Raw genomic sequence first — 18,480 nt, forward strand, 5'->3', positions numbered from 1 at the left:
GCCCCGGTCATCCCGCCGTGCGGGTGGGTCGGATCGGCCGGATGCTGTCCCGGATCAACGCGAACTGGTCCTCGGCGGCGGCCCAGTCGGCGTCCGAGGTGGTCAGGCCCAGCGTCCACCCGGCCTCCTCGCCGGGCAGCACCCGCAGCGCGTGCATGCGTTCGCCGTACGGCGCGTCCCAGCGGCACTCCCACTCCGCGCCGTCGCCGGCGGCGCCGAGCCGGACCTTGTCGTAGCCGGGCAGGCGGCCGGCGGAGGTGAGGTCCCGCTCGGCCGAGCGCAGCCGACCGACCGGATCGCCACCCGGGTACGGCTCGACGCCGAGGATGCGCCGGGTGGCCGGGTCCTGGAAGCAGGTGGTGTCGCCGGAGCGGAGTTGGAGCCACCCGTCGGGCAGGGCGATGTGGAAGCCGCCCGTGTCGGCGGGCCAGACCCAGCCGGCGGGCACGGTCACCGCCGGGTCGGCCGGCGGCGGGCCCTTCTGCACCGGCGTACCGGCCACGTCGGGGCGAATGCAGGGAAACGGCGGGGGCGGCGGCCCGCCCGGACCGTTGCCCGGCGGGGGCGGTCGCCCCCAGGGCTGGCCGGTCGGCGCGCCCTGGTCGTCACCGTCCGGCTGATGCCGGTGGTCATCGTCGATGGCGAGGGCGGTGCCGACGCCGGCCAGCACCGCCAGCAACGCGGCCCCCGCGGCGAGCAGCCAGCGCCGGGTGGCCGCCCGGCGTCGGTCGCCATCGGCGGGGTAGTCCGGTGAGCCGATGCCGCCGGTCCCGGGCCGGTCGGCCCCGCCGGGCGGCAGGCCGCCGGAGGTGTTGCCACTGTCGCCGACCACGCCTGACGGCGCGTTTCCTCGCACGCGGTCGTCGTGGAGCGCGCCACTGCCGGTCAGGCGGCCGGCCGCCGGGTCGACCGGGCCGGAGGTGACCGGGGGCGGGCTCGTCGTGGGGGCGCCGCCGAGCCCCGGCGTGTGCACCGGGCTGGCCGCGTCGGCGCGGGCGGCCGGCCCCTCCGGGCCGATGGGACTGCCCGGGTCCACGAAGCTGGTCAGGACCGTGGGCCCGAACCCGCCCACCGGCCGGTCGGGGGTGTCCCGGGCCCGGCTGCCGCTGTCCGGCTGCTCCGGCTCGCCCGAGCGGCGCTCCCGGTCGGACCGCGACTCCGGCTCGTCGTCGACCGGGCGTGCCCACTCGCTGCCCAGCGCCGCCCGGCTCCACGCCCGGGCCGCCGCGGCCGGCGGCATCAGGTCCGGGTAGGCCACTGTCGGTTGGACGGCGGGGTCCGCGTCGTCCGGAGCGGCAGCCGGGCCGGCGGGTGCTCGTCGAGGCGGACCGTCGGGCGGGTCCGGGCGGCCCGGCGCTGCGGCGTCCGGCTGCGCCCGCACCTCACCGGAGGTCGAGGGCGCCCCGGCCCGGCCGGTCGGACCCGTCCGCGGCGGCCCGACCCCACCGTCGGGCGGAGCCGGGGACCGGGTCCCGTTGGCCGGCGGGACGCTCCGGGTGCTCCCGTTCGCCGGTGGGGCACCGCCGCCGGTTCCGCTCGCCGGCGGCTCGGCCGGGTCGGACCGGGGCACCGGCGGGACGCCGATGCTGGAGCCACTCAGCGGTGGGACGGTGGGGGCGGGCCGGGGGACCGGCGGGACGCCGATGTTGGAGCCACTCAGCGGTGGTACGGCCGGCCCGATCCCGGCCCCGCGCCCCGCTGCGGCCGCGCGCCTCGCTGCGGCGCCGCGCCCCGCTCCGGACTCTCGGCGGTCGGACGGGAGGGGCTGGTTGGGCACGGTCGGGGCGTCGATGGCCGGCCGGGGTGGGGCGTCGGTGACCGGCTCGGCGGCGTCGGCGAGCAGCCCGGCGACGTCGTCGTGACCGAGCCGGTGGCGCGGGTCGCGGCGCAGCAGCCCGACCAGCACCGGCATCAGCGGGCCGGCGTGCGGGGCCGGGTCCGGGGGCTGGCTGGCCAGCGCCGCCAGCGTCGCCATCGCGGTGCTGCGGGCGTACGGGGAGCGGCCCTCCACGGCGGCGTGCAGCGTGGCGCCGAGCGACCACAGATCGGCCTCGATGCTGGACACGCCGTCGGCGGCGCGCTCCGGCGCGACGTACTGCGGGGAGCCGAGCACCAGCCCGGGACGGGTCATGGCGCCGTCCCCACCCTCGAACACGGCCAGCCCGAAGTCGGTGAGCAGCACCCGGCCGTCCCGGGCCAGCAGCACGTTTGCGGGTTTCACGTCGCGGTGCAGCACACCGGCCTCGTGCGCGGCGCGCAGTGCGGCGTGCACCGCCATCCCGATCCCGGCGGCCCGTCGGGGCGGCAGCCGGCCGTCGGCCTCGATCAGCTCCTGCAACGACCGGGACGGGACGTACTCCATGATCAGCCACGGGTCGCCCTGGACCCGCACCACGTCGTAGACCCGGACCACGTTGGGGTGGTTGAGCCGCGCGGCCGTGCGCGCCTCGCGCAGCGTCCGGGCACGCAGCTCGTCCCGCTCGTGCTCGGCCAGCCAGTTCGGTGGGACGACCTGCTTCACCGCGACCTCGCGCTGGAGCTCCTCGTCCCGGGCGCGCCAGACCTGGCCCATCCCACCGCGGCCGACCAGCTCGATCAGGCGGTATCGTCCGGCGATCACCACGTCCCGCACCGCACTCCTCACCGCTGGTCGTGGTCCACAATAGCCAACGGATCGGACGGTACCTATCCCGTCCGGGCGGGTCGCCTCAGCTCGCCGCTCCGGCCAGCAGATTTCCTTCCGGAATCGCGACCACGGACCGGCCCCCGGCCAGCATCGCGGCGGCACGTCGGGTCTGGAACGTGTGGTGCTCCCGCCGGGCGGCGGCGTAGCTGGCGGCGGTGCGGGCCGCGATGGCCGACCAGGCGTACTGCCGGGACACCATGGCGCGCGCCTTGCGTGCCACCCGGCGGGCGAAGACCTCGTCGCCGAGCAGCCGGTCGACGGCGCCGGCCAGCGCGTCCGGGTCGCCGTGCGGGAACGTCACCCCGGTCACGCCGGGCTCGACGATCTCGGCCAACCCGCCGGTCCGCGCCACCGCGAGCGGCGCGCCGGCCGCGGCCGCCTCCAGGGCGATCATGCCGAACGGCTCGTAGAGGCTGGGGATCACGGTGGCGTCGGTGGCGGCGAGCACCGCGGGGAGCTGGGTGGCGTCCAGGAAGCCGGCGAACCGTACGGTGTCGCCGAGGCGCAGCCGGTGCGCCTGGTCGACCAGCTCGTCCCGGTACGGCCCGTCCCCGGCGATCACCACCCGCAGGCCGGGGTGCCGGTCGGCCAGGCGGGGCACGGCGTGCACCAGGTGCTGCACCCCCTTCTCGTAGACCAGCCGGCCGGCGTACCCGACCAGTGGCCCGTCGCCGGCGAAGCGGGCGCGGGCGGCGGCGACCGCCTGCGGGCGGGCCCGCCAGGCGCGGTCGTCCACGCCGTTGGCCACCACGTCGATCCGGCCGGTCGGCAGCTCGAACAGCCGGGCCACCTGGTCGCGCATGTAGCCGGAGCAGGCGATCACCCGCGCGGAGGCGTTGCTCAGCCAGTGCTCGACGCCGTGGATGGTGCGGTTCATCTCCTCGGGCAGCCAGCCCTGGTGCCGGCCCGCCTCGGTGGCGTGGATGGTGGTCACCAGCGGCACGTCCAGGTGCTCGGCCAGCGTGATCGCGGTGTGCGCGACCAGCCAGTCGTGGGCGTGGATCACGTCGTACGCGCCGGACTCGGCGGCGCGCAGCGCGGCCCGGGTGAGCGTGTGGTTGAACGCCATGGTCCAGGCCAGCAGCGACCCGGTGGCGAGCGGGAAGCGGACCGGGTCCTCGGCGGCACGCAGCACCCGCACGCCGTCGGCGTACTCCTCCAGCGGCGCGCCCTCGGCGTGCCGGGTGACCACGGTGACCTCGTGCCCGGCGGCGGCCAGGGCGACGGAGAGCGCGTGCACGTGGCGGCCGAGGCCACCGACGAGCACGGGCGGGTACTCCCAGGAGAGCAGCAGCACCCGCAGGCGCCGGGCGGGCTGGATGTCGATCACTTCGGCGTCAGCTGACACGCGGCCCCCTTGGAGTTGTGGACGTCCCCGGACCGTCGGCGCGGGCGCCGGCGGGGTCGCGACCCATCCTGCCCAGGGGTCGCTAACCGGCGGAGACGCGCCGGTTGCCGGTCTGTAACGCGTTACCGGCGCATCCGCCGCGCGCGCAGCAGCTCCGCCACCGACCAGGCCTGGAACGGGCAGCCGGTGGCGGTGTGCGGGGCCGCGCCGTCGGCGGTCTCGCTCACCGAACCCAGGCCGTCCTCGACCAGGTGCCCGTCCAGCCCGACCAGCAGGTCCGCGGTGGGCAGGCCCGCCTTCCGGTACGCGTCGAGCAGCGGCCCGGTCAACCACGGCCAGACCGTGCCCTGGTGGTAGCCGGCGTCCCGCTCGGCCGGGCCGCCCCGGTGCCGGTGGGTGAAGCCGGGGGAGTCGGGGGCGAGACTGCGCGGCCCGAGCGGGGTGAACAACGCCTCGGTGAGCCGGCGCAGCGTGGCCTCGTCCGGCTCCAGCGGCGCGAACGGCAGCGACCAGGCGAGGAGCTGGTTGGGGCGCAGCAGGTCGTCGTCGTGGTGCGGGGCGCCGCCGAGCGGGTACGCGGGCGCCGGCGCGTCCACCACGTCGTGCAGCCAGCCGGCCGGCGCGGGGAAGCGGTCGCGGAACGACGTGGTGGCCCGGGAGTGCAGCGTCCACAGCGCGCCGGCGTCCCGGCCGGCCAGCTCGGTCAACTCGGCGAGCCCGGCCAGCCCGTTGATCCACAACGCGTTCACCTCGACCGGCTTGCCGGTACGCGGGGTCACCGGCACCCCGTACACACGGGCGTCCATCCAGGTGAGCGCCACGTCCGGCGGACCGCCCTGGGTGAGCAGCCCGTCGGCCGGGTCGACGCCGATGCCGTAGCGGGTGCCGGCGACGTGCGCCTCGACCACGCCGTGCAGCGCGGGCAGCAACTCGTCGCCGAGGTCGGTGTCGCCGGTGACCGTGACGTGCCGGCTCACCGCGTGCAGGAACCAGAGCGTGGCGTCGACCGTGTTGTGCTCGACCCGACCGGTGTCGGCGGTGTTCGCCAACATGCCCTCGCTCAGCGTGCCCGCGTACGCGCGCAGCAGCTCCCGGCCCTCGTCGGCCCGGTTGGCGCTGAGGAACAACCCCTCGTAGGAGATCATCGTGTCCCGCGACCAGGCGCCGAACCAGGGGTAGCCGGCCACCACGTCCGGGCCGGTGGCGGTGCGGACCACGAACGCGTCGGCGGCCAGCGCCAGCGTCGCCTCGACCGCGTCGGCGGGCTTCGCGGCGGCCACCACCGCCCGGCTGCGCCGCCGGGCCGCCTCGACCACGGCGGTCGCCGGTGGCGGCTCCTCGGCGAGGTCGTCCGCCCAGGCCAGCACCGTCACCGTCGCGCCGGGCTCGTCGAGCGCGCCGGAGAACCGACCCGCGTACCACAGATCCTCGTCGGGATTCAGGCCGCGGGCGGCCTCCGCCCGGTGGTGGACGCCGAGCCACCACTGGCCCTCCGGCGTCCAGTCCGGCCCGGCGAGCCGGAACGCGCCGTCGACCACCGCGCCGCCGGCCACCGGCTCCAGCCGGGGGACCGGACCGTCGGCCCGTCGCTCGCCGTGCGCGTCCCGCCAGGTGCAGGCCGCGGCCAGGTCCAGCCGGACCGGGCCGCCGGAGACCAGCCGGTGGACCACGGCGACGCAGGACCGGCCGTACGTCATGGCGACTTCCCGCTCGATCACCACGTCGCCGATGCGCCACCGCCAGCGCGGCACCCCGTCGGTGAGGTCGAAGCGTTCCAGCAACTCGAAGCCGCGCGGGTCGACCACGCCGGAGTTCCACTCGTGCGCGCCGAGCCGGACCTGGCGACCGGACGGCAGCGTCACCGCCGGGTCGAGGCTCACGAGTCCCACTTTGCGGGACGCCGGTGTCTGGCCGGGCACCACCAGCAGACCGTGGTACCGCCGGGTGCGCAGCCCGGCCACGGTGCCCGTGGCGTAGCCGCCGCGCCCGTCCGTGACCAGCCATTCCCGCTCGGCGGAGGCGGACAGCGTCCCGCAGAGCTGCGGGCCGAAACGGATGTCGATCAACTTTCCTCCACCGGCAGCGAGGTGTGACAGGCCACGACGACAATGGCCGCTGTGGAGAAGTACTCCGGCGGCGTCGAAGATGTGCGGGTGATCACCGACCGCCCGACCTCCGCGACCCCCGACCCCGAGCGGCACCGGCTCGCCCAGGCCGATGCCGGGGAGCAGGACTGGCGCGCATGGGGCCCCTATCTGTCCGAACGGGCGTGGGGGACGGTACGGGAGGACTACAGCGAGCACGGCACGGCCTGGGACTACTTTCCCCACGATCATGCGCGGTCCCGAGCCTACCGGTGGAACGAGGACGGCATGGCGGGCGTCTGCGACGACCGGCAGACGTTCTGCTTCGCGCTGGCGCTGTGGAACGGACGCGATCCGATCCTCAAGGAACGGATGTTCGGCCTCGGCGGCGACGGCGGCAACCACGGCGAGGACGCCAAGGACTACTGGTGGTATCTGGACAGCACGCCGACGCACTCCTGGATGCGCTGGCGGTACCACTACCCGCAGGCCGCCTTCCCGTACGACGAGCTGGTCGCGGTGAACGCGCTGCGCGGCCGGGACGACACCGAGTACGAGCTGGTGGACACCGGCATCTTCGACGACGACCGGTACTGGGCGGTGACCGTCGACTACGCCAAGGCGTCCCCGACCGACATGTGCATCCTGGTCACCGTGGCGAACCGGGGCGAGGAGGACGCCACCCTGCACGTGCTGCCCACGCTCTGGTTCCGTAACACCTGGGCGTGGGGCCTGCCGGGCGCCGACCGGGTCCCCGAGCTGCGCGGCACCGGTTCCCGGCTGGTCGGCGAGCACTGGGTGCTCGGCCAGCTGCTGCTGGAGGGCGACGGCGACCCGACGCCGCTGTTGTGCGACAACGAGAGCAACGCCGAACGGCTGTGGGGGCTGCGCGGACGGTCGGCGTACCCGAAGGACGGGATCAACGACCACGTGGTGGCCGGCGCCGCCACCGTCAACCCGGACCGGGTCGGCACCAAGGGCGCGCTGCACTACGTGCTGGACGTGCCGGCCGGCGAGCAGCGGCGGATCCGGCTGCGGCTGACCCGCACCGCGCCGCCCCCGGCGGGCGACCCGCCCGCCCCGGCCGACCTGGGCGACGGGTTCGACACCGTGCTCTGGGCCCGGCGCGCCGAGGCGAACCGGTTCTTCGACAGCGTCATCCCGGCCGCGGCGACCGCCGACGAGGCGCTCGTCGCCCGCCAGGCCATCGCCGGGCTGATGTGGGGCAAGCAGTTCTACCACTTCGACGTCAAGCGGTGGCTGGAGGGCGATCCGGGCTCGGCGCCGCCGCCGGCCGGCCGCCGGCACGGGCGCAACAGCGCCTGGTGGCACATGACCAGCTTCGACGTGTTCTCCATGCCGGACCCGTGGGAATATCCCTGGTACGCGGCCTGGGACCTGGCCTTCCACTGCGTCACCATCGCCCGGGTCGACCCCGGGTTCGCCAAGGAGCAGATCCTGCTCCTGCTCCGCGAGTGGTACCTGCACCCGAACGGGCAGATCCCGGCGTACGAGTGGGCGTTCGGCGACGTGAACCCGCCGGTGCACGCCTGGGCCGCGCTGAAGGTCTTCGAGATCGACGGCGCCCGGGACCACGACTTCCTCGCCCGGGTGATGCAGAAGCTGCTGCTCAACTTCACCTGGTGGGTCAACCGCAAGGACACCGGCGGCAACAACGTGTTCGAGGGCGGCTTCCTCGGGCTGGACAACGTCGGCCCGTTCGACCGCTCGGCCGCGCTGCCGGTGGCCGGCACGCTGGAGCAGTCCGACGGCACCGGCTGGATGGCCATGTACGCGCTCAACCTGCTCGACATGGCCATCGTGCTGGCCGAGCACGACCGCGCGTACGTGGACACCGCGACGAAGTTCTTCGAGCACTTCGCGTACATCGCCGCGGCGGCGTACTCCCAGGGGCTCTGGGACGCCGAGGACGCGTTCTTCTACGACGTGCTGCGGCTGGCCGACGGCACGCAGGTGCCGCTGAAGGTCCGCTCGGTGGTCGGGCTGCTGCCGCTGGCCGCGGTCACCCGGCTCACCACGCGCACCATGCGCCGCCTGCCCGAGCTGAGCGCCCGGCTGCGCTGGTTCCTCACCAACCGCCCCGAGTACGCGGACGTGATCGGCGCCCGCCGGCTCGGCCCGGACGGCACCCAGCAGCGGCTGCTGTCCATGGTCGGCCCGGAGCAGGTGGTGCGGCTGCTGGCCCGGATGCTCGACACCGACGAGTTCCTCTCCGAGTACGGCCTGCGCACGCTGTCCCGCGCCCACCTGGACAAGCCGTTCACGGTCACGCTCGGCGGGCAGGAGTTCAGCGTCGGCTACGAGCCGGCCGAGTCGACGAGCGGCCTGTTCGGCGGCAACTCGAACTGGCGCGGCCCGATCTGGATGCCGACGAACTTCCTGCTGATCACCGCGCTGCGCGACCACGCCGCGTTCTTCGGCGACAACCTGCAGGTCGAGTACCCGACCCGGTCGGGGGTCAAGCGGACGCTGGACGAGATCGCCGACGACCTGTCGGCGCGGCTGATCTCGCTGTTCACCCGGGACGGGTGGGGGCGGCGACCGATCTACGGCGCGGCGCAGCTGTTCCAGACGCACCCGGACTGGCGGGACCTGATCTGCTTTCCGGAGTACTTCCACGGCGACAACGGCGCGGGGCTCGGCGCGTGGCACCAGACCGGGTGGACGGCGCTGGTCGCCGACCTGATCCTCACGCTGCGCCGCTGAGCCCGCGCCGTTGTCCCGGCCCGGTCAGGCCAGCGGGAAGAACGCCACCCGGGCGTGGTACTCGCCGGCCACGGTCACCGTGTCGCTGCCGACCCACAGGCCGCGGTCGGTGGCGTACAGCTCGGCGGTGCCGACCCCACGGTCCTTGGTCGGGTTCCACGCCAGCGCCTTGCCGGTGGTCGGGTGGATCGCCCCGACGCCGGGCCGGGACACCGCGCCGGGGCCGGCGGAGTTGCGCCCCGACGGGTTGTCCAGCCAGCGCTGGTGGCCGCCGACGTAGACCGCCGCGCCGGTCACCGCCACCGACAGCAGCGTGTCGCCGCCGGTGTAGTTGGCCCAGGTCGGCTGCTTGCCCGCGGTGGCGGCGCCGAACTCGAAACGCGCCGCGGTGTCGCAGAGCGTGCCGGGGAACGGGCCACCGGTGGTGACCACCGCGAACCAGGCGCCGTCCGGCGAGATGTCCACCCCGCGTAGGTAGGCCGGCATCGTCTTGGCGCACTGCGGCTGGTAGCGCGTGGTGGCCCAGCCGGAGAGCGTGGCGCCGGTGGCGCTCAGGTCGGCCACCGCGAGCTGGTGCCGCGCCGCGCCGGACACGGTGCTGAAGTTGCCGGCGAACACCAGTCGGCCGCCGTCGGCGGAGACGTCGAGCGCCTCCACCTTGACCGGCGAGGTGGCCCCGGAGGAGGTGACCCGCGCGCCGTCCAGCCGCAGGTCGACCGAGGCGTCGGCGGCGCCGGTGGTCGCGTTCAGGGCGGCCAGGCCGCGCCGGGTCACCCCGCCCACGGTCTGGAACGCGCCGCCCACGAGCAGCCGGTTGCCGACCAGCCGCATGTCGTTGACCTGGTTGTTGAGCGCGGCCGGGGCGAACCCGGCGACGCGCGCGCCGGTGGCCGCGTCGATCCGGGTCACCCGCGGCGCGGCCACGCCGTTGACCGTGGTGAACGCGCCGCCGAGATAGAGCGAGCGGCCGTCCGCCGAGGCGGCGAGCGCCTTGACCGTGCCGTTGACCACCGGCTTGAACGTGGTGTCGATCCGGCCGGTGTCGGCGTGGAACGCCACCAGCCGGGGCATCGCGAGCTGCGCGGTGGTGTTCGCGTTGCGCACCTTGGTGAACGAGCCGGCCAGGTAGACCCGGTCGCCGATCTGGAGGATCCGGTACACGGTGCCGTCGAGCGCGTGCGGCGTCCAGGCCGCCGGCCGGGCGCTGACCACGGTGGTGTGCGTCGCGTTGACGGCGAGGGCCGGAGCCGTCGGCAGCGCGCCGCCGGCGGCCAGCGTGGCCGCCACGACGACGGCGGTGCGTCGCCGGTGCCGGACCCGCTGCGGAGGGGGTGGGGCGGGTGCGGGAGTCATTGTCGAAGCATCCCGCCGGAGCAGGCGATCCACAGTCGGGCAGCCGCTCCGCGCCGGGCGACGATCGGGCGGTCCGCGCGGTCCGTCCGGCGGTGAGGCGGGGCCCCCGCTTAACACTCCGGCGTTAAACGGGGGCCCCGCCTCTACCAAAAACGTTAAGCGGGGCCCCCGCCTTTCAGTAGTACGGTGTGCGGGGCCGCGACGGGGAGGTGCGATGCGATCGGTGCTGGTCTTCGACGCCGACGACACGCTCTGGGAGAACAACGTCCTGTTCGAGCGCGTGATCGAGGATTTCCTCACCTGGGTGGACCATCCGACGCTGGACCGGGCGCAGCTCCGCGCCGTGCTCGACGACGTGGAACGGGCCAACGCGGTGGCGCACGGCTACGGCAGCAAGGTCTTCCTGCGCAGTCTCGGTGAGTGCCTGGAGAAGCTGCGGGAGCGCCCCGCCACCGAACGGGAACGCCGCGAGATCGAGCAGCTCGCCGCCGCACTGGTCGGCCACCAGGTCGAGCTGATGCCGGGCGTGGCGGAGACGCTCGACGACCTCGCCACCCGCCACGAGTTGCTGCTGCTCACCAAGGGCGAGCGCGAGGAGCAGCAGCGCAAGCTCGACGCCTGTGGGCTGCTGCACCACTTCCGGGCGGCGCACATCGTGCCGGAGAAGGACGTCGCCACCTACCGTTGGCTGGCCCGCGAGCACGCGTTCGACCCGGCGGTCGCCTGGATGATCGGCAACTCGCCGCGCTCGGACATCCTGCCCGCGCGGGCCGCCGGCATGAACGCGGTCTTCATCCCGAACGAGAACACCTGGGTGCTGGAGCACGACGAGCTGGACCCGTCCGACCCCCGGGTGATCCGACTCGCTGCCTTTCCCGACCTGGCCCGGCACTTCTGAGTCGGCCGGTAACGTCACCGAATGTGCCGCTCACGTTCCCGTCGCACCTGGCGCCGGTGCTGCCGCTGAAGCTGTGGCGACCGCGCTGGTTCGACGGGGTGGCGCTGTGCACCGGCGCGGTCGCGCCGGACGTCGGCTACCTGTTCAGCGGCACCCGGTTCGACCTCGGGATGCGCACCCACACGCTCGGCGGGCTGCTCTGGTGGTGCCTGCCGGTCGCCCTCGGGTACGCCTGGATCGCCCGCCGGGTGGTCGCCGGCATCGCCGTGCACCTGCCCGCGCCCCGGTTGTTCGGCTGGCCCCGGTACGTCGGCCTGGCCGGCGTACGGCACCCGTGGCAGGTCACGGTCTGTTCCGCGCTGATCGGCGCGTTCAGCCACGTCGGGTGGGACCGGGTCAGCCACAGCGAGCGGTTGCCGCGGCTGATCGGCATCGCCGACTTCCACGGCCTGACCGGGCTGTACTGGTTCCAGTTCGCGGACGTGTTCGCCAGTGGCGGCGGCGGACTGCTGGTGGTGGCGCTGGCGATCCGCGCGGCCCGCGACGGCGAGATCTTCGGCGGCGAACCGCCGCCCGCCCCGGCGGCGAACCCGCTGGTGTTCTGGCGGGTCGCCCTGACGGTCACCGGTCTGGGGGCGCTGCTGCTGCCCGGGTTGCCGGCGGCCACCGTGCCGGGGCCGGCCGGCGTACGCGTGCTGCACGTCGGCGGGTTGGCGCTCATCGCCGGCGCGGCGGCGGCCCGTTCCGCGCCGGTTCGAGGGGCCGGGCGCGACCAGCGTCTCGAAGACGAACAGCGTCGGCCCGGCTGACCCCGTTACGTCGACATGCCGCGTTTCGACATAGACATCAATCACAGCCGTCCGCCCTGGTCGAAGCTTGTCCGACCTGCGCGGACGCGCCTAACCTGAGCCGGCGTCCACGCCTCGTCGGGGTGAGTCGGGGGCGCACCGGAGTCCGGTGGTAAGAGCACCGTGGAGCTGAGTGCGGGCAGAGCGGCTCGCCGTCTGGAGCCCGGCGTGGGCGTCGTGCCGCGCCCGCCGTGTTCCCGCGGCGTGCGCCGTTACCACTTCCGGACGACCGGGGTCAGGGCCGGGGAGTTGCGGACCCGGTCCTGACCCGTCCGGGCCGCTGCGGCACACCCCTGGTGCGCCGACCGGTCACGGAGCGACACTGAACCATGACTCTCCAGCGCGTACCGCTGCTCGCCGGCCTGGTCGTGCTGCTCGCGGCGGCCTGCACGACGACCGGCCACGACGGCGCGCCCCCGGCGCCACCGACCACCGCCCCGGCCGGCACGTCGGTCCCGGCGGCCACGACGGCCGCCGCACCGCCCCCGGCCGCCACCCGACCGACGTCGACCGACCAGGGGACCGCCGGGCCCTGGCGGGTGACCTGGGGCTGGGGGGTGCCCGGCACGTCCGCCCGGGTCACCCACGCGGTGCGGGTACCGGTCACCACGGCCCCCGGCGCGTCGCTGCCCGTCCTGGTGTCGGTGCAGGTCGGCGACCACCCCGCCGAGGGGTTCAGCCGGATCACGTTCGCGTTCCGCGGGCCCACCCCGTCCTACCGGGTCGGGTACGTGCCGCAGGTGGTGACCGAGGGGCGCGGCGCCCCGGTCGAGTTGCCCGGCACGAGCTACCTGTCGGTGCGGTTCTTCCCGGCACAGGCACACGACGCGCGGGGCGGTCGGACCGCCGACGTGCCGCCGGCCGCGGTCAGCTACCCGACGCTGCTCGGCTGGGCCGCGGCCGGCGACTTCGAGGGGCACCTGAGCTTCGGGCTCGGCCTGCGTCCCCCGGACGGCGCACGGGTGCCGGTGCGGTTGGGCGAGTCCACCCGCCCGGACGGTGCCCACGTCGTCTCCGTCGACGTCCGGCGCGGCTGACCACCGGCCCGCGCCGCCCGGGTCGGGGCCGGCGCGGGCCGGGCTCAGCCGGTCTCGCCCCGGACGATCGCCACCGCCACCCGACAGAACTCGTCCATGTCCGGCTGGAACCCGGCCGCGATGTCGGGGTGCAGGCCGGACCGGGTCTCGTCGAGCAGCCGTCGGCAGACGTCCTCCACGGGCTCGCCCGCGTAGCCGGCGCGGATCCGTTCGGTGGCCGCCTGCAGGGCCGAGGTCAGCTGTTCCTCCAACGGGCCGCGCAGCTTCTGCTGCACCGGATCGAGCCCGCTCGGGTCGAGCGTGACATGTGGCTCCGACATCGGCGCTCCCTTCGTCGGCGTCCGCGGTACCCCACCGCGTCCGTCGGTCAAACCATCGTCGGTACGGCCGCCACCCGGACCAGGTACGAGAAGTCCTCCGCCGGCTCCTCGGCGTACGACAACCGGCGGATCTGCCGGTCGTCGGACCAGAGCGCGACGTCGACCAGCACCCCGAGGTGGGCGAGGCCGATGGTGGACACCCGCTTCTTGTCCTGGAGCACCGCGCACACGCCGCCCAGCAGGGTGCTGGCGTCGGAGGTACGGTGCCCGGGCGGGCAGCGCAGGGTCAGGTCCACCTCGACCGGCCCGGCGAGCGGGGTCCACCCGGTGCGCTGGGCCGCCGTGCAGGCGGCCTGGAGCAGGGTGCGGACCCTCGTCGCCTGCCGGTGTCCGGCGGCGAAGATGGACAGGGCCTCGGTCTTGACCGGGGGCAGGCCGCTCACCTCGAACGACAGGGCGAGAGCGCGGGTGTCCTGCACGACGGCACCTCCTCGGGGCGAATCCTGCCCAACCGGCACGCACGGGGCGGCGGTTCCCGGGAGAACCCACCGATCGAGCAGGCTGTGGGGGACAGCCGGCGGCGGGTCGACAGCGGTGGCGACGCGCGGGGCCACGGAGTGAGGGAAACGCTAGTCCAGCCCCGTCCCGCCCGGTAGTGTCGCCGTTCACCTGGTGGGACGCGGCTCAGGCAGCCTCACCGGCGTGCCGGGCCAGGTACTCGTCGATCGCCCGCCGGATGAGACCGGATCGGCCGCCCTTGTCGTTGCCGGCGAGTTCGTCGAGCTGCCGGACGATCGTCGAGGGAAGCCTGACTCCGGTCACCACCATCGGAACGCTCTCCGGCGCGGGCGTCGGCCCGAGGTCGGGTCCTCGGGTCGCGTCCCGCAGCAACTCGGAGATGTCGCCGCCCCGGTCGAAGTAGGCGACCAACTCCTCGCGGCTCATCGCCCGCGGATCACGGCCAGCGCTCATCGCGTTCCCTCCATCCACTGCTTGACCTCATCGGGCGTGGCAAGCCGTACGGCGAGGATCCCGTAGCTGCTGACCTTCCCGAACCGCTCGCAGAGCACCATGATCACCCGAGCGGTGTCGGCCAGGCCGGCGACGGCGAGCAGCAGACTCCCGATGTGGTTCTCGATGCGTTGCGGTGAGTAGAGCGCCTCGATCGCCTCCTGCTCCGAGACGTCGTGGCGGCTGGCGCTCGCCTTGCCGGTCTCGGTCCAGGCGTACTCACGCTCCATCACGACAGCAGCGTACAACGCGTAAAACGCCGAGGGTCAGCGGCGCGCGCGTTTGAGCTCGTGGAACGTGTCCAGGCGCAGCAGCGGCAGCATCGAGTCCCAGATGACCAGCGCGTCCTCGGTGCCCGGGACCTCGGTGATGATCGGCCCGTGGATGCCCCGGCCGGCGTCCGGCACCATGAGCACCGGCGAGCCGATGTCCGGGCCCGCCGAGGCGTACGACAGCGCGTGCGACTCGCGGACCGCCTCGTCCCAGCGCTCCTCGTCCAGCGCGGGCGCCGCGTCCGTCACGCCGGCCGCCTCCACCGCCGCCGCGACGGTCCGGTCGCCGAGCGGGTCGCCGGCGTCGTGGCTGCGTGCCCCCAGCTCGGTGTAGAGGCGCCCCGCGTCCTCGTGCCGGCCCTGCGCCCGCAGCGCCTCCACCAGCCGCAGCACCCGGCCGGAGGCGGCCATCGCCTCGGCGAACTCCGGCGGGACCTCGCCGTCGTTGAGGATGGCCAGGCTGAACGCCCGCCACTCGATGGTCAGCCCGCGGGCCTGGGCGACGGCGACGAGCCAGCGGGAGGTGCGCCAGGTCCACGGGCAGACCGGGTCGAAGAAGAAGGTGGCGTCCATCCTCCCAACCTAGGGGCGGACGGGTCGGCGCGCAGCACGGCGGTCACCGTCACGTGACCGTGATGTTTCGCTTCGTCGCAGGTCGGGCACGTTCTGCGGCACGAAACGCCCGGGGCGTCGGGCGCAGGGCCGGTGCCTCGACCGTCTCGCCGTGCGCCGGGGCACGGGTGACCTCCCCGGCTCTCGCCGAAGAGAGGGGGAGGGTGATGACGACAGTCCCCGACACGGCCGCACGGCGGCCGGCCGGACGCGCGGCGGCGGCGGCCGCCGCGCTCGCGTTGGTGGCCCCGCTGGCCGCCTGCGGGTCCGGCGGCGACGGTGGCACGCCGACGATCAACCTGTACTACCCGCCGGAGCAGAACCTCCAGAAGGTGGTCGACGACTGCAACGCGCAGGCCCAGGGACGGTACAAGATCAGCTACCGGGTGCTGCCGCGCGAGGCCGACGAGCAGCGGGTGCAGATGGTACGGCGGCTCGCGGCGCAGGACAGCGGCATGGACGTGCTCGGTCTGGACGTCACGTGGACCCAGGAGTTCGCCAGCGCGGACTGGATCCGGGAGTGGACCGGCCAGGACAAGGCCGAGGTGGAGCAGGGCACGCTCGCCGGCCCGCTGGACACCGCCAGGTACGAGGACAAGCTCTACGCCGCGCCGAAGAACACCAACGTGCAACTGCTCTGGTACCGGGCCGACCTGGTGTCGCAGCCGCCGAAGACCTGGGACGAGATGATCGCGGCGGCCCAGCAGCTCAAGCAGCAGAACAAGCCCTACCGGGTGCTCACCATGGGCGCCCAGTACGAGGGCCTGGTGGTGCTCTACAACACGCTGGCCGAGAGCGCCGGCGGCAAGATCCTCAGCGACGACGGCAAGAAGGCGGTCATGGACGCCGGCACCGTACGCGCGCTGGAGCAGCTCAAGACGTTCGCCACGTCGGGCGTGACCTCGCCGTCGTTCAGCAACGCGGTCGAGGACCCGGTCCGGCTGGAGTTCCAGTCCGGCGGCGGCGCGTTCCAGGTCAACTGGCCGTTCGTGTATCCGGCGATGCAGGAGGCCAACCCGGAGCTGGCCAAGGACGTCAAGTGGGCGCGGGTGCCGGGCATCGACGCGAACACCCCGAGCAAGGTCACCATCGGCGGGGTCAACCTGGCGGTGAGCAAGTACTCGAAGCGTCCGACCGAGTCGTTCGAGGCGGCCCGGTGCATCCGCGACGCGGAGCACCAGAAGTTCTCCGCGGTCAACGACGGCGTGCCACCGACCATCGAGGCGGTCTACGACGACCCGGAGATGGCCGAGGCGTACCCGATGAAGGAGACCATCCTGGAGGAGCTGAAGGAGCCGGCGGTGCGACCGCTGACCCCGGCGTACCAGAGCATCTCCACGGTGATGTCGGCGATCCTGTCGCCGCCCTCGGGGATCAACCCCGAGCGGACCGCGGACGAGCTGCGCAAGGCGATCGCCGACGCGCTGGAGTCGAAGGGTGTGCTGCCATGAGCGTGAACGCCACTCCGGCCGGCGCGGAGGCCGCCGCCGAGGCGGAGCAGCCGGCCGCCAGGCACGCCGCGGTGCCCGCCCAGCGGGCCCGCCGGGGCGCTCGCGCTCCGCTGAGCGACAACAAGCGGGCCGAGCGTCGCCTCGGCTGGCTGCTCTGCGCGCCGGCCGCGCTGGTCATGGTGCTGGTCACCGCGTACCCGATCCTGTACTCGATCTGGCTGTCGTTGCAGCGCTACGACCTGCGGTTCCCCGACGAGCGCCAGTTCGTCGGGCTGGAGAACTACGTCACCGTGCTGACGAACGACTTCTGGTGGACCGCGTTCGGGGTGACCATGCTGATCACGGTGGTCACCGTGGCGATCGAGCTGGTGCTCGGCATGGGCCTGGCGATGATCATGCACCGGACGCTTGTCGGCCGGGGCATCGTCCGCACCGCGGCGCTGATCCCGTACGGCATCGTCACGGTGGTCGCGGCGTTCTCCTGGCGGTACGCCTGGACGCCGGGCACCGGCTACCTGGCGAACCTGTTCGACGGCAGCGCGCCGCTCACCGAGCGGGCCAGCTCGCTGGCGATCATCATGCTGGCGGAGATCTGGAAGACCACCCCGTTCATGGCGCTGCTGCTGATGGCCGGGCTGGCGCTGGTGCCGGAGGACCTGCTCAAGGCGGCCTCCACCGACGGCGCGACGGCGTGGCAGCGGTTCACCAAGGTGATGCTGCCGGTGATGAAGCCGGCGATCCTGGTCGCGCTGCTGTTCCGCACGCTCGACGCGTTCCGGGTCTTCGACAACATCTTCGTGCTCACCAACGGCGGCAACGAGACCTCGTCGGTCTCGATGCTGGCCTACAACAACCTGATCCGGGGCCTGAACCTCGGCATCGGCTCCACGATGTCGGTGCTGATCTTCATCACCGTGGCGATCATCGCGTTCGTCTTCGTGAAGCTGTTCGGCACCGCTGCTCCCGGCAGCGACGATGGGGAGAGGCGCTGACATGGCCGTGGAAACCACCACGCGGGCGAAGCTGCGCTGGGGCGTGCTGGACGTCGTGGTCGTCGTCTTCGCGCTGGTGCCGGTGCTCTGGATCGCCTCGCTGTCGTTCAAGACCCCGGGCACGCTCACGGACGGCAAGTTCTGGCCGCGGGAGTGGACGCTCGACAACTACCGGACGATCTTCGACACCGACCAGTTCGTCCGGGCCCTGGTCAACTCGATCGGCATCGCGCTGATCGCCACCGCGATCGCGGTGGTGCTCGGCACGATGGCCGCGTACGCGATCTCCCGGCTGGACTTCCCGGGCAAGAAGCTGCTGGTCGGGGTCTCCCTGCTGATCGCCATGTTCCCGCAGGTGTCGCTGGTGTCGCCGCTGTTCGAGATCGAGCGGCAGCTCGGCCTCTTCGACACCTGGCCCGGCCTGATCCTGCCGTACATCACGTTCGCGCTGCCGCTGGCGATCTACACGCTGTCGGCGTTCTTCAAGCAGATCCCGTGGGACCTGGAGAAGGCGGCGAAGATGGACGGCGCCACCCAGGGGCAGGCGTTCCGGCGGGTGATCGCCCCGCTGGCCGCGCCGGGCGTGTTCACCACGGCCATCCTGGTCTTCATCTTCTGCTGGAACGACTTCCTGTTCGCGATCACACTCACCTCGACCGAGCGGTCCCGCACGGTCCCGGTGGCCCTCCAGTTCTTCACCGGCGAGTCGCAGTTCGAGGACCCCACCGGGGCGATCTGCGCCGCCGCCGTGGTGATCACCGTACCGATCATCCTGTTCGTGCTCTTCTTCCAGCGCCGCATCGTCTCCGGCCTGACCTCCGGCGCAGTCAAGGGATAGGTG

Annotated in this window: 16 protein-coding genes; 7 read left to right on the plus strand and 9 right to left on the minus strand. The window is 73.8% G+C overall.

Annotated elements, in window-relative coordinates:
• Positions 1 to 7: 7 nt before the first annotated feature.
• The 3 genes from C8054_RS12225 to C8054_RS12235 all read right to left on the minus strand — a co-directional run bounded on the left by C8054_RS12225 (position 8) and on the right by C8054_RS12235 (position 6,100).
• A complete protein-coding gene (locus tag C8054_RS12225) occupies positions 8 to 2,632 on the minus strand; it encodes a serine/threonine protein kinase (protein ID WP_107156898.1) in 2,625 nt (874 codons plus the stop codon).
• A gap of 76 nt (positions 2,633 to 2,708) precedes the next feature.
• Positions 2,709 to 4,034, minus strand: a complete 1,326-nt coding sequence (locus C8054_RS12230; protein ID WP_107156899.1) for a glycosyltransferase family 4 protein — start codon at positions 4,032 to 4,034, stop codon at positions 2,709 to 2,711.
• A 122-nt stretch (positions 4,035 to 4,156) separates the two neighbouring features.
• Entirely contained in the window at positions 4,157 to 6,100 is a 1,944-nt protein-coding gene (locus C8054_RS12235; RefSeq protein ID WP_107156900.1) for an amylo-alpha-1,6-glucosidase, read from the minus strand.
• A 42-nt stretch (positions 6,101 to 6,142) separates the two neighbouring features.
• Here C8054_RS12235 and C8054_RS12240 point away from each other — a divergent pair, with 42 nt between their 5' ends.
• The gene (locus tag C8054_RS12240; protein WP_107156901.1) at positions 6,143 to 8,845 is read left to right on the plus strand and encodes a glucosidase; all 2,703 of its coding nucleotides are present in this window, start codon (positions 6,143 to 6,145) and stop codon (positions 8,843 to 8,845) included.
• Between the two features lie 24 nt (positions 8,846 to 8,869).
• Here C8054_RS12240 and C8054_RS12245 read toward each other — a convergent pair whose 3' ends face one another.
• Positions 8,870 to 10,198 carry a hypothetical protein gene (locus C8054_RS12245; protein ID WP_233219605.1) on the minus strand — a complete coding sequence of 443 codons (1,329 nt, stop codon included), beginning with the start codon at positions 10,196 to 10,198 and terminating at the stop codon, positions 8,870 to 8,872.
• A gap of 214 nt (positions 10,199 to 10,412) precedes the next feature.
• On the opposite strand from C8054_RS12245, the gene C8054_RS12250 reads away from it, so the two are divergent.
• The 3 genes from C8054_RS12250 (at position 10,413) to C8054_RS12260 (ending at position 12,981) form a co-directional block, all read left to right on the plus strand.
• Positions 10,413 to 11,096: an HAD family hydrolase gene (locus C8054_RS12250; RefSeq protein WP_107156903.1), complete on the plus strand. Its 684-nt coding sequence runs from the start codon at positions 10,413 to 10,415 to the stop codon at positions 11,094 to 11,096.
• 23 nt (positions 11,097 to 11,119) lie between these two features.
• Positions 11,120 to 11,905, plus strand: coding sequence for a DUF4184 family protein (locus C8054_RS12255; protein ID WP_107156904.1), 786 nt, complete (start codon positions 11,120 to 11,122; stop codon positions 11,903 to 11,905).
• 368 nt (positions 11,906 to 12,273) lie between these two features.
• Positions 12,274 to 12,981: a hypothetical protein gene (locus C8054_RS12260; RefSeq protein ID WP_107156905.1), complete on the plus strand. Its 708-nt coding sequence runs from the start codon at positions 12,274 to 12,276 to the stop codon at positions 12,979 to 12,981.
• 44 nt (positions 12,982 to 13,025) lie between these two features.
• On the opposite strand, the gene C8054_RS12265 is transcribed toward C8054_RS12260, so the two are convergent.
• The 5 genes from C8054_RS12265 to C8054_RS12285 all read right to left on the minus strand — a co-directional run bounded on the left by C8054_RS12265 (position 13,026) and on the right by C8054_RS12285 (position 15,157).
• Positions 13,026 to 13,301, minus strand: a complete 276-nt coding sequence (locus C8054_RS12265; RefSeq protein ID WP_107156906.1) for a hypothetical protein — start codon at positions 13,299 to 13,301, stop codon at positions 13,026 to 13,028.
• A 47-nt stretch (positions 13,302 to 13,348) separates the two neighbouring features.
• Complete coding sequence (locus C8054_RS12270) at positions 13,349 to 13,780, minus strand: hypothetical protein (protein ID WP_107156907.1); 432 nt, start codon at positions 13,778 to 13,780, stop codon at positions 13,349 to 13,351.
• Between the two features lie 205 nt (positions 13,781 to 13,985).
• On the minus strand, positions 13,986 to 14,273 hold the full coding sequence (locus C8054_RS12275; protein ID WP_107156908.1) for a ribbon-helix-helix domain-containing protein: 288 nt from the start codon (positions 14,271 to 14,273) through the stop codon (positions 13,986 to 13,988).
• Complete coding sequence (locus C8054_RS12280; protein ID WP_107156909.1) at positions 14,270 to 14,545, minus strand: hypothetical protein; 276 nt, start codon at positions 14,543 to 14,545, stop codon at positions 14,270 to 14,272. Before C8054_RS12280 ends, C8054_RS12275 begins: the two co-directional genes overlap by 4 nt.
• A gap of 33 nt (positions 14,546 to 14,578) precedes the next feature.
• Positions 14,579 to 15,157, minus strand: a complete 579-nt coding sequence (locus tag C8054_RS12285) for a DsbA family protein (RefSeq protein WP_107156910.1) — start codon at positions 15,155 to 15,157, stop codon at positions 14,579 to 14,581.
• 206 nt (positions 15,158 to 15,363) lie between these two features.
• Here C8054_RS12285 and C8054_RS12295 point away from each other — a divergent pair, with 206 nt between their 5' ends.
• Genes C8054_RS12295 through C8054_RS12305 form a run of 3 tightly spaced genes read left to right on the plus strand, consistent with a single transcriptional unit; the run spans position 15,364 to position 18,477 of the window.
• Complete coding sequence (locus tag C8054_RS12295) at positions 15,364 to 16,647, plus strand: ABC transporter substrate-binding protein (protein WP_107156911.1); 1,284 nt, start codon at positions 15,364 to 15,366, stop codon at positions 16,645 to 16,647.
• Entirely contained in the window at positions 16,644 to 17,639 is a 996-nt protein-coding gene (locus C8054_RS12300; protein ID WP_107156912.1) for a carbohydrate ABC transporter permease, read from the plus strand. The genes C8054_RS12295 and C8054_RS12300 overlap by 4 nt, the downstream gene beginning before the upstream one ends.
• A gap of 1 nt (position 17,640) precedes the next feature.
• Positions 17,641 to 18,477: a carbohydrate ABC transporter permease gene (locus C8054_RS12305; protein WP_107156913.1), complete on the plus strand. Its 837-nt coding sequence runs from the start codon at positions 17,641 to 17,643 to the stop codon at positions 18,475 to 18,477.
• Positions 18,478 to 18,480 lie beyond the last annotated feature (3 nt).

The sequence above is a fragment of the Micromonospora sp. RP3T genome (genome assembly GCF_003027925.1).
Classification (GTDB): domain Bacteria; phylum Actinomycetota; class Actinomycetes; order Mycobacteriales; family Micromonosporaceae; genus Micromonospora.

What these genes read in the sequence shown, in the direction of transcription:
- C8054_RS12240 (WP_107156901.1), top strand. Translation starts at nt 6,143, where the DNA reads ATGGCCGCTGTGGAGAAGTACTCCGGCGGCGTCGAAGATGTGCGGGTG.
- C8054_RS12245 (WP_233219605.1), bottom strand. Translation starts at nt 10,198, where the DNA reads ATGACTCCCGCACCCGCCCCACCCCCTCCGCAGCGGGTCCGGCACCGG.
- C8054_RS12250 (WP_107156903.1), top strand. Translation starts at nt 10,413, where the DNA reads ATGCGATCGGTGCTGGTCTTCGACGCCGACGACACGCTCTGGGAGAAC.
- C8054_RS12260 (WP_107156905.1), top strand. Translation starts at nt 12,274, where the DNA reads ATGACTCTCCAGCGCGTACCGCTGCTCGCCGGCCTGGTCGTGCTGCTC.
- C8054_RS12265 (WP_107156906.1), bottom strand. Translation starts at nt 13,301, where the DNA reads ATGTCGGAGCCACATGTCACGCTCGACCCGAGCGGGCTCGATCCGGTG.
- C8054_RS12275 (WP_107156908.1), bottom strand. Translation starts at nt 14,273, where the DNA reads ATGAGCGCTGGCCGTGATCCGCGGGCGATGAGCCGCGAGGAGTTGGTC.
- C8054_RS12285 (WP_107156910.1), bottom strand. Translation starts at nt 15,157, where the DNA reads ATGGACGCCACCTTCTTCTTCGACCCGGTCTGCCCGTGGACCTGGCGC.
- C8054_RS12295 (WP_107156911.1), top strand. Translation starts at nt 15,364, where the DNA reads ATGACGACAGTCCCCGACACGGCCGCACGGCGGCCGGCCGGACGCGCG.
- C8054_RS12300 (WP_107156912.1), top strand. Translation starts at nt 16,644, where the DNA reads ATGAGCGTGAACGCCACTCCGGCCGGCGCGGAGGCCGCCGCCGAGGCG.
- C8054_RS12305 (WP_107156913.1), top strand. Translation starts at nt 17,641, where the DNA reads ATGGCCGTGGAAACCACCACGCGGGCGAAGCTGCGCTGGGGCGTGCTG.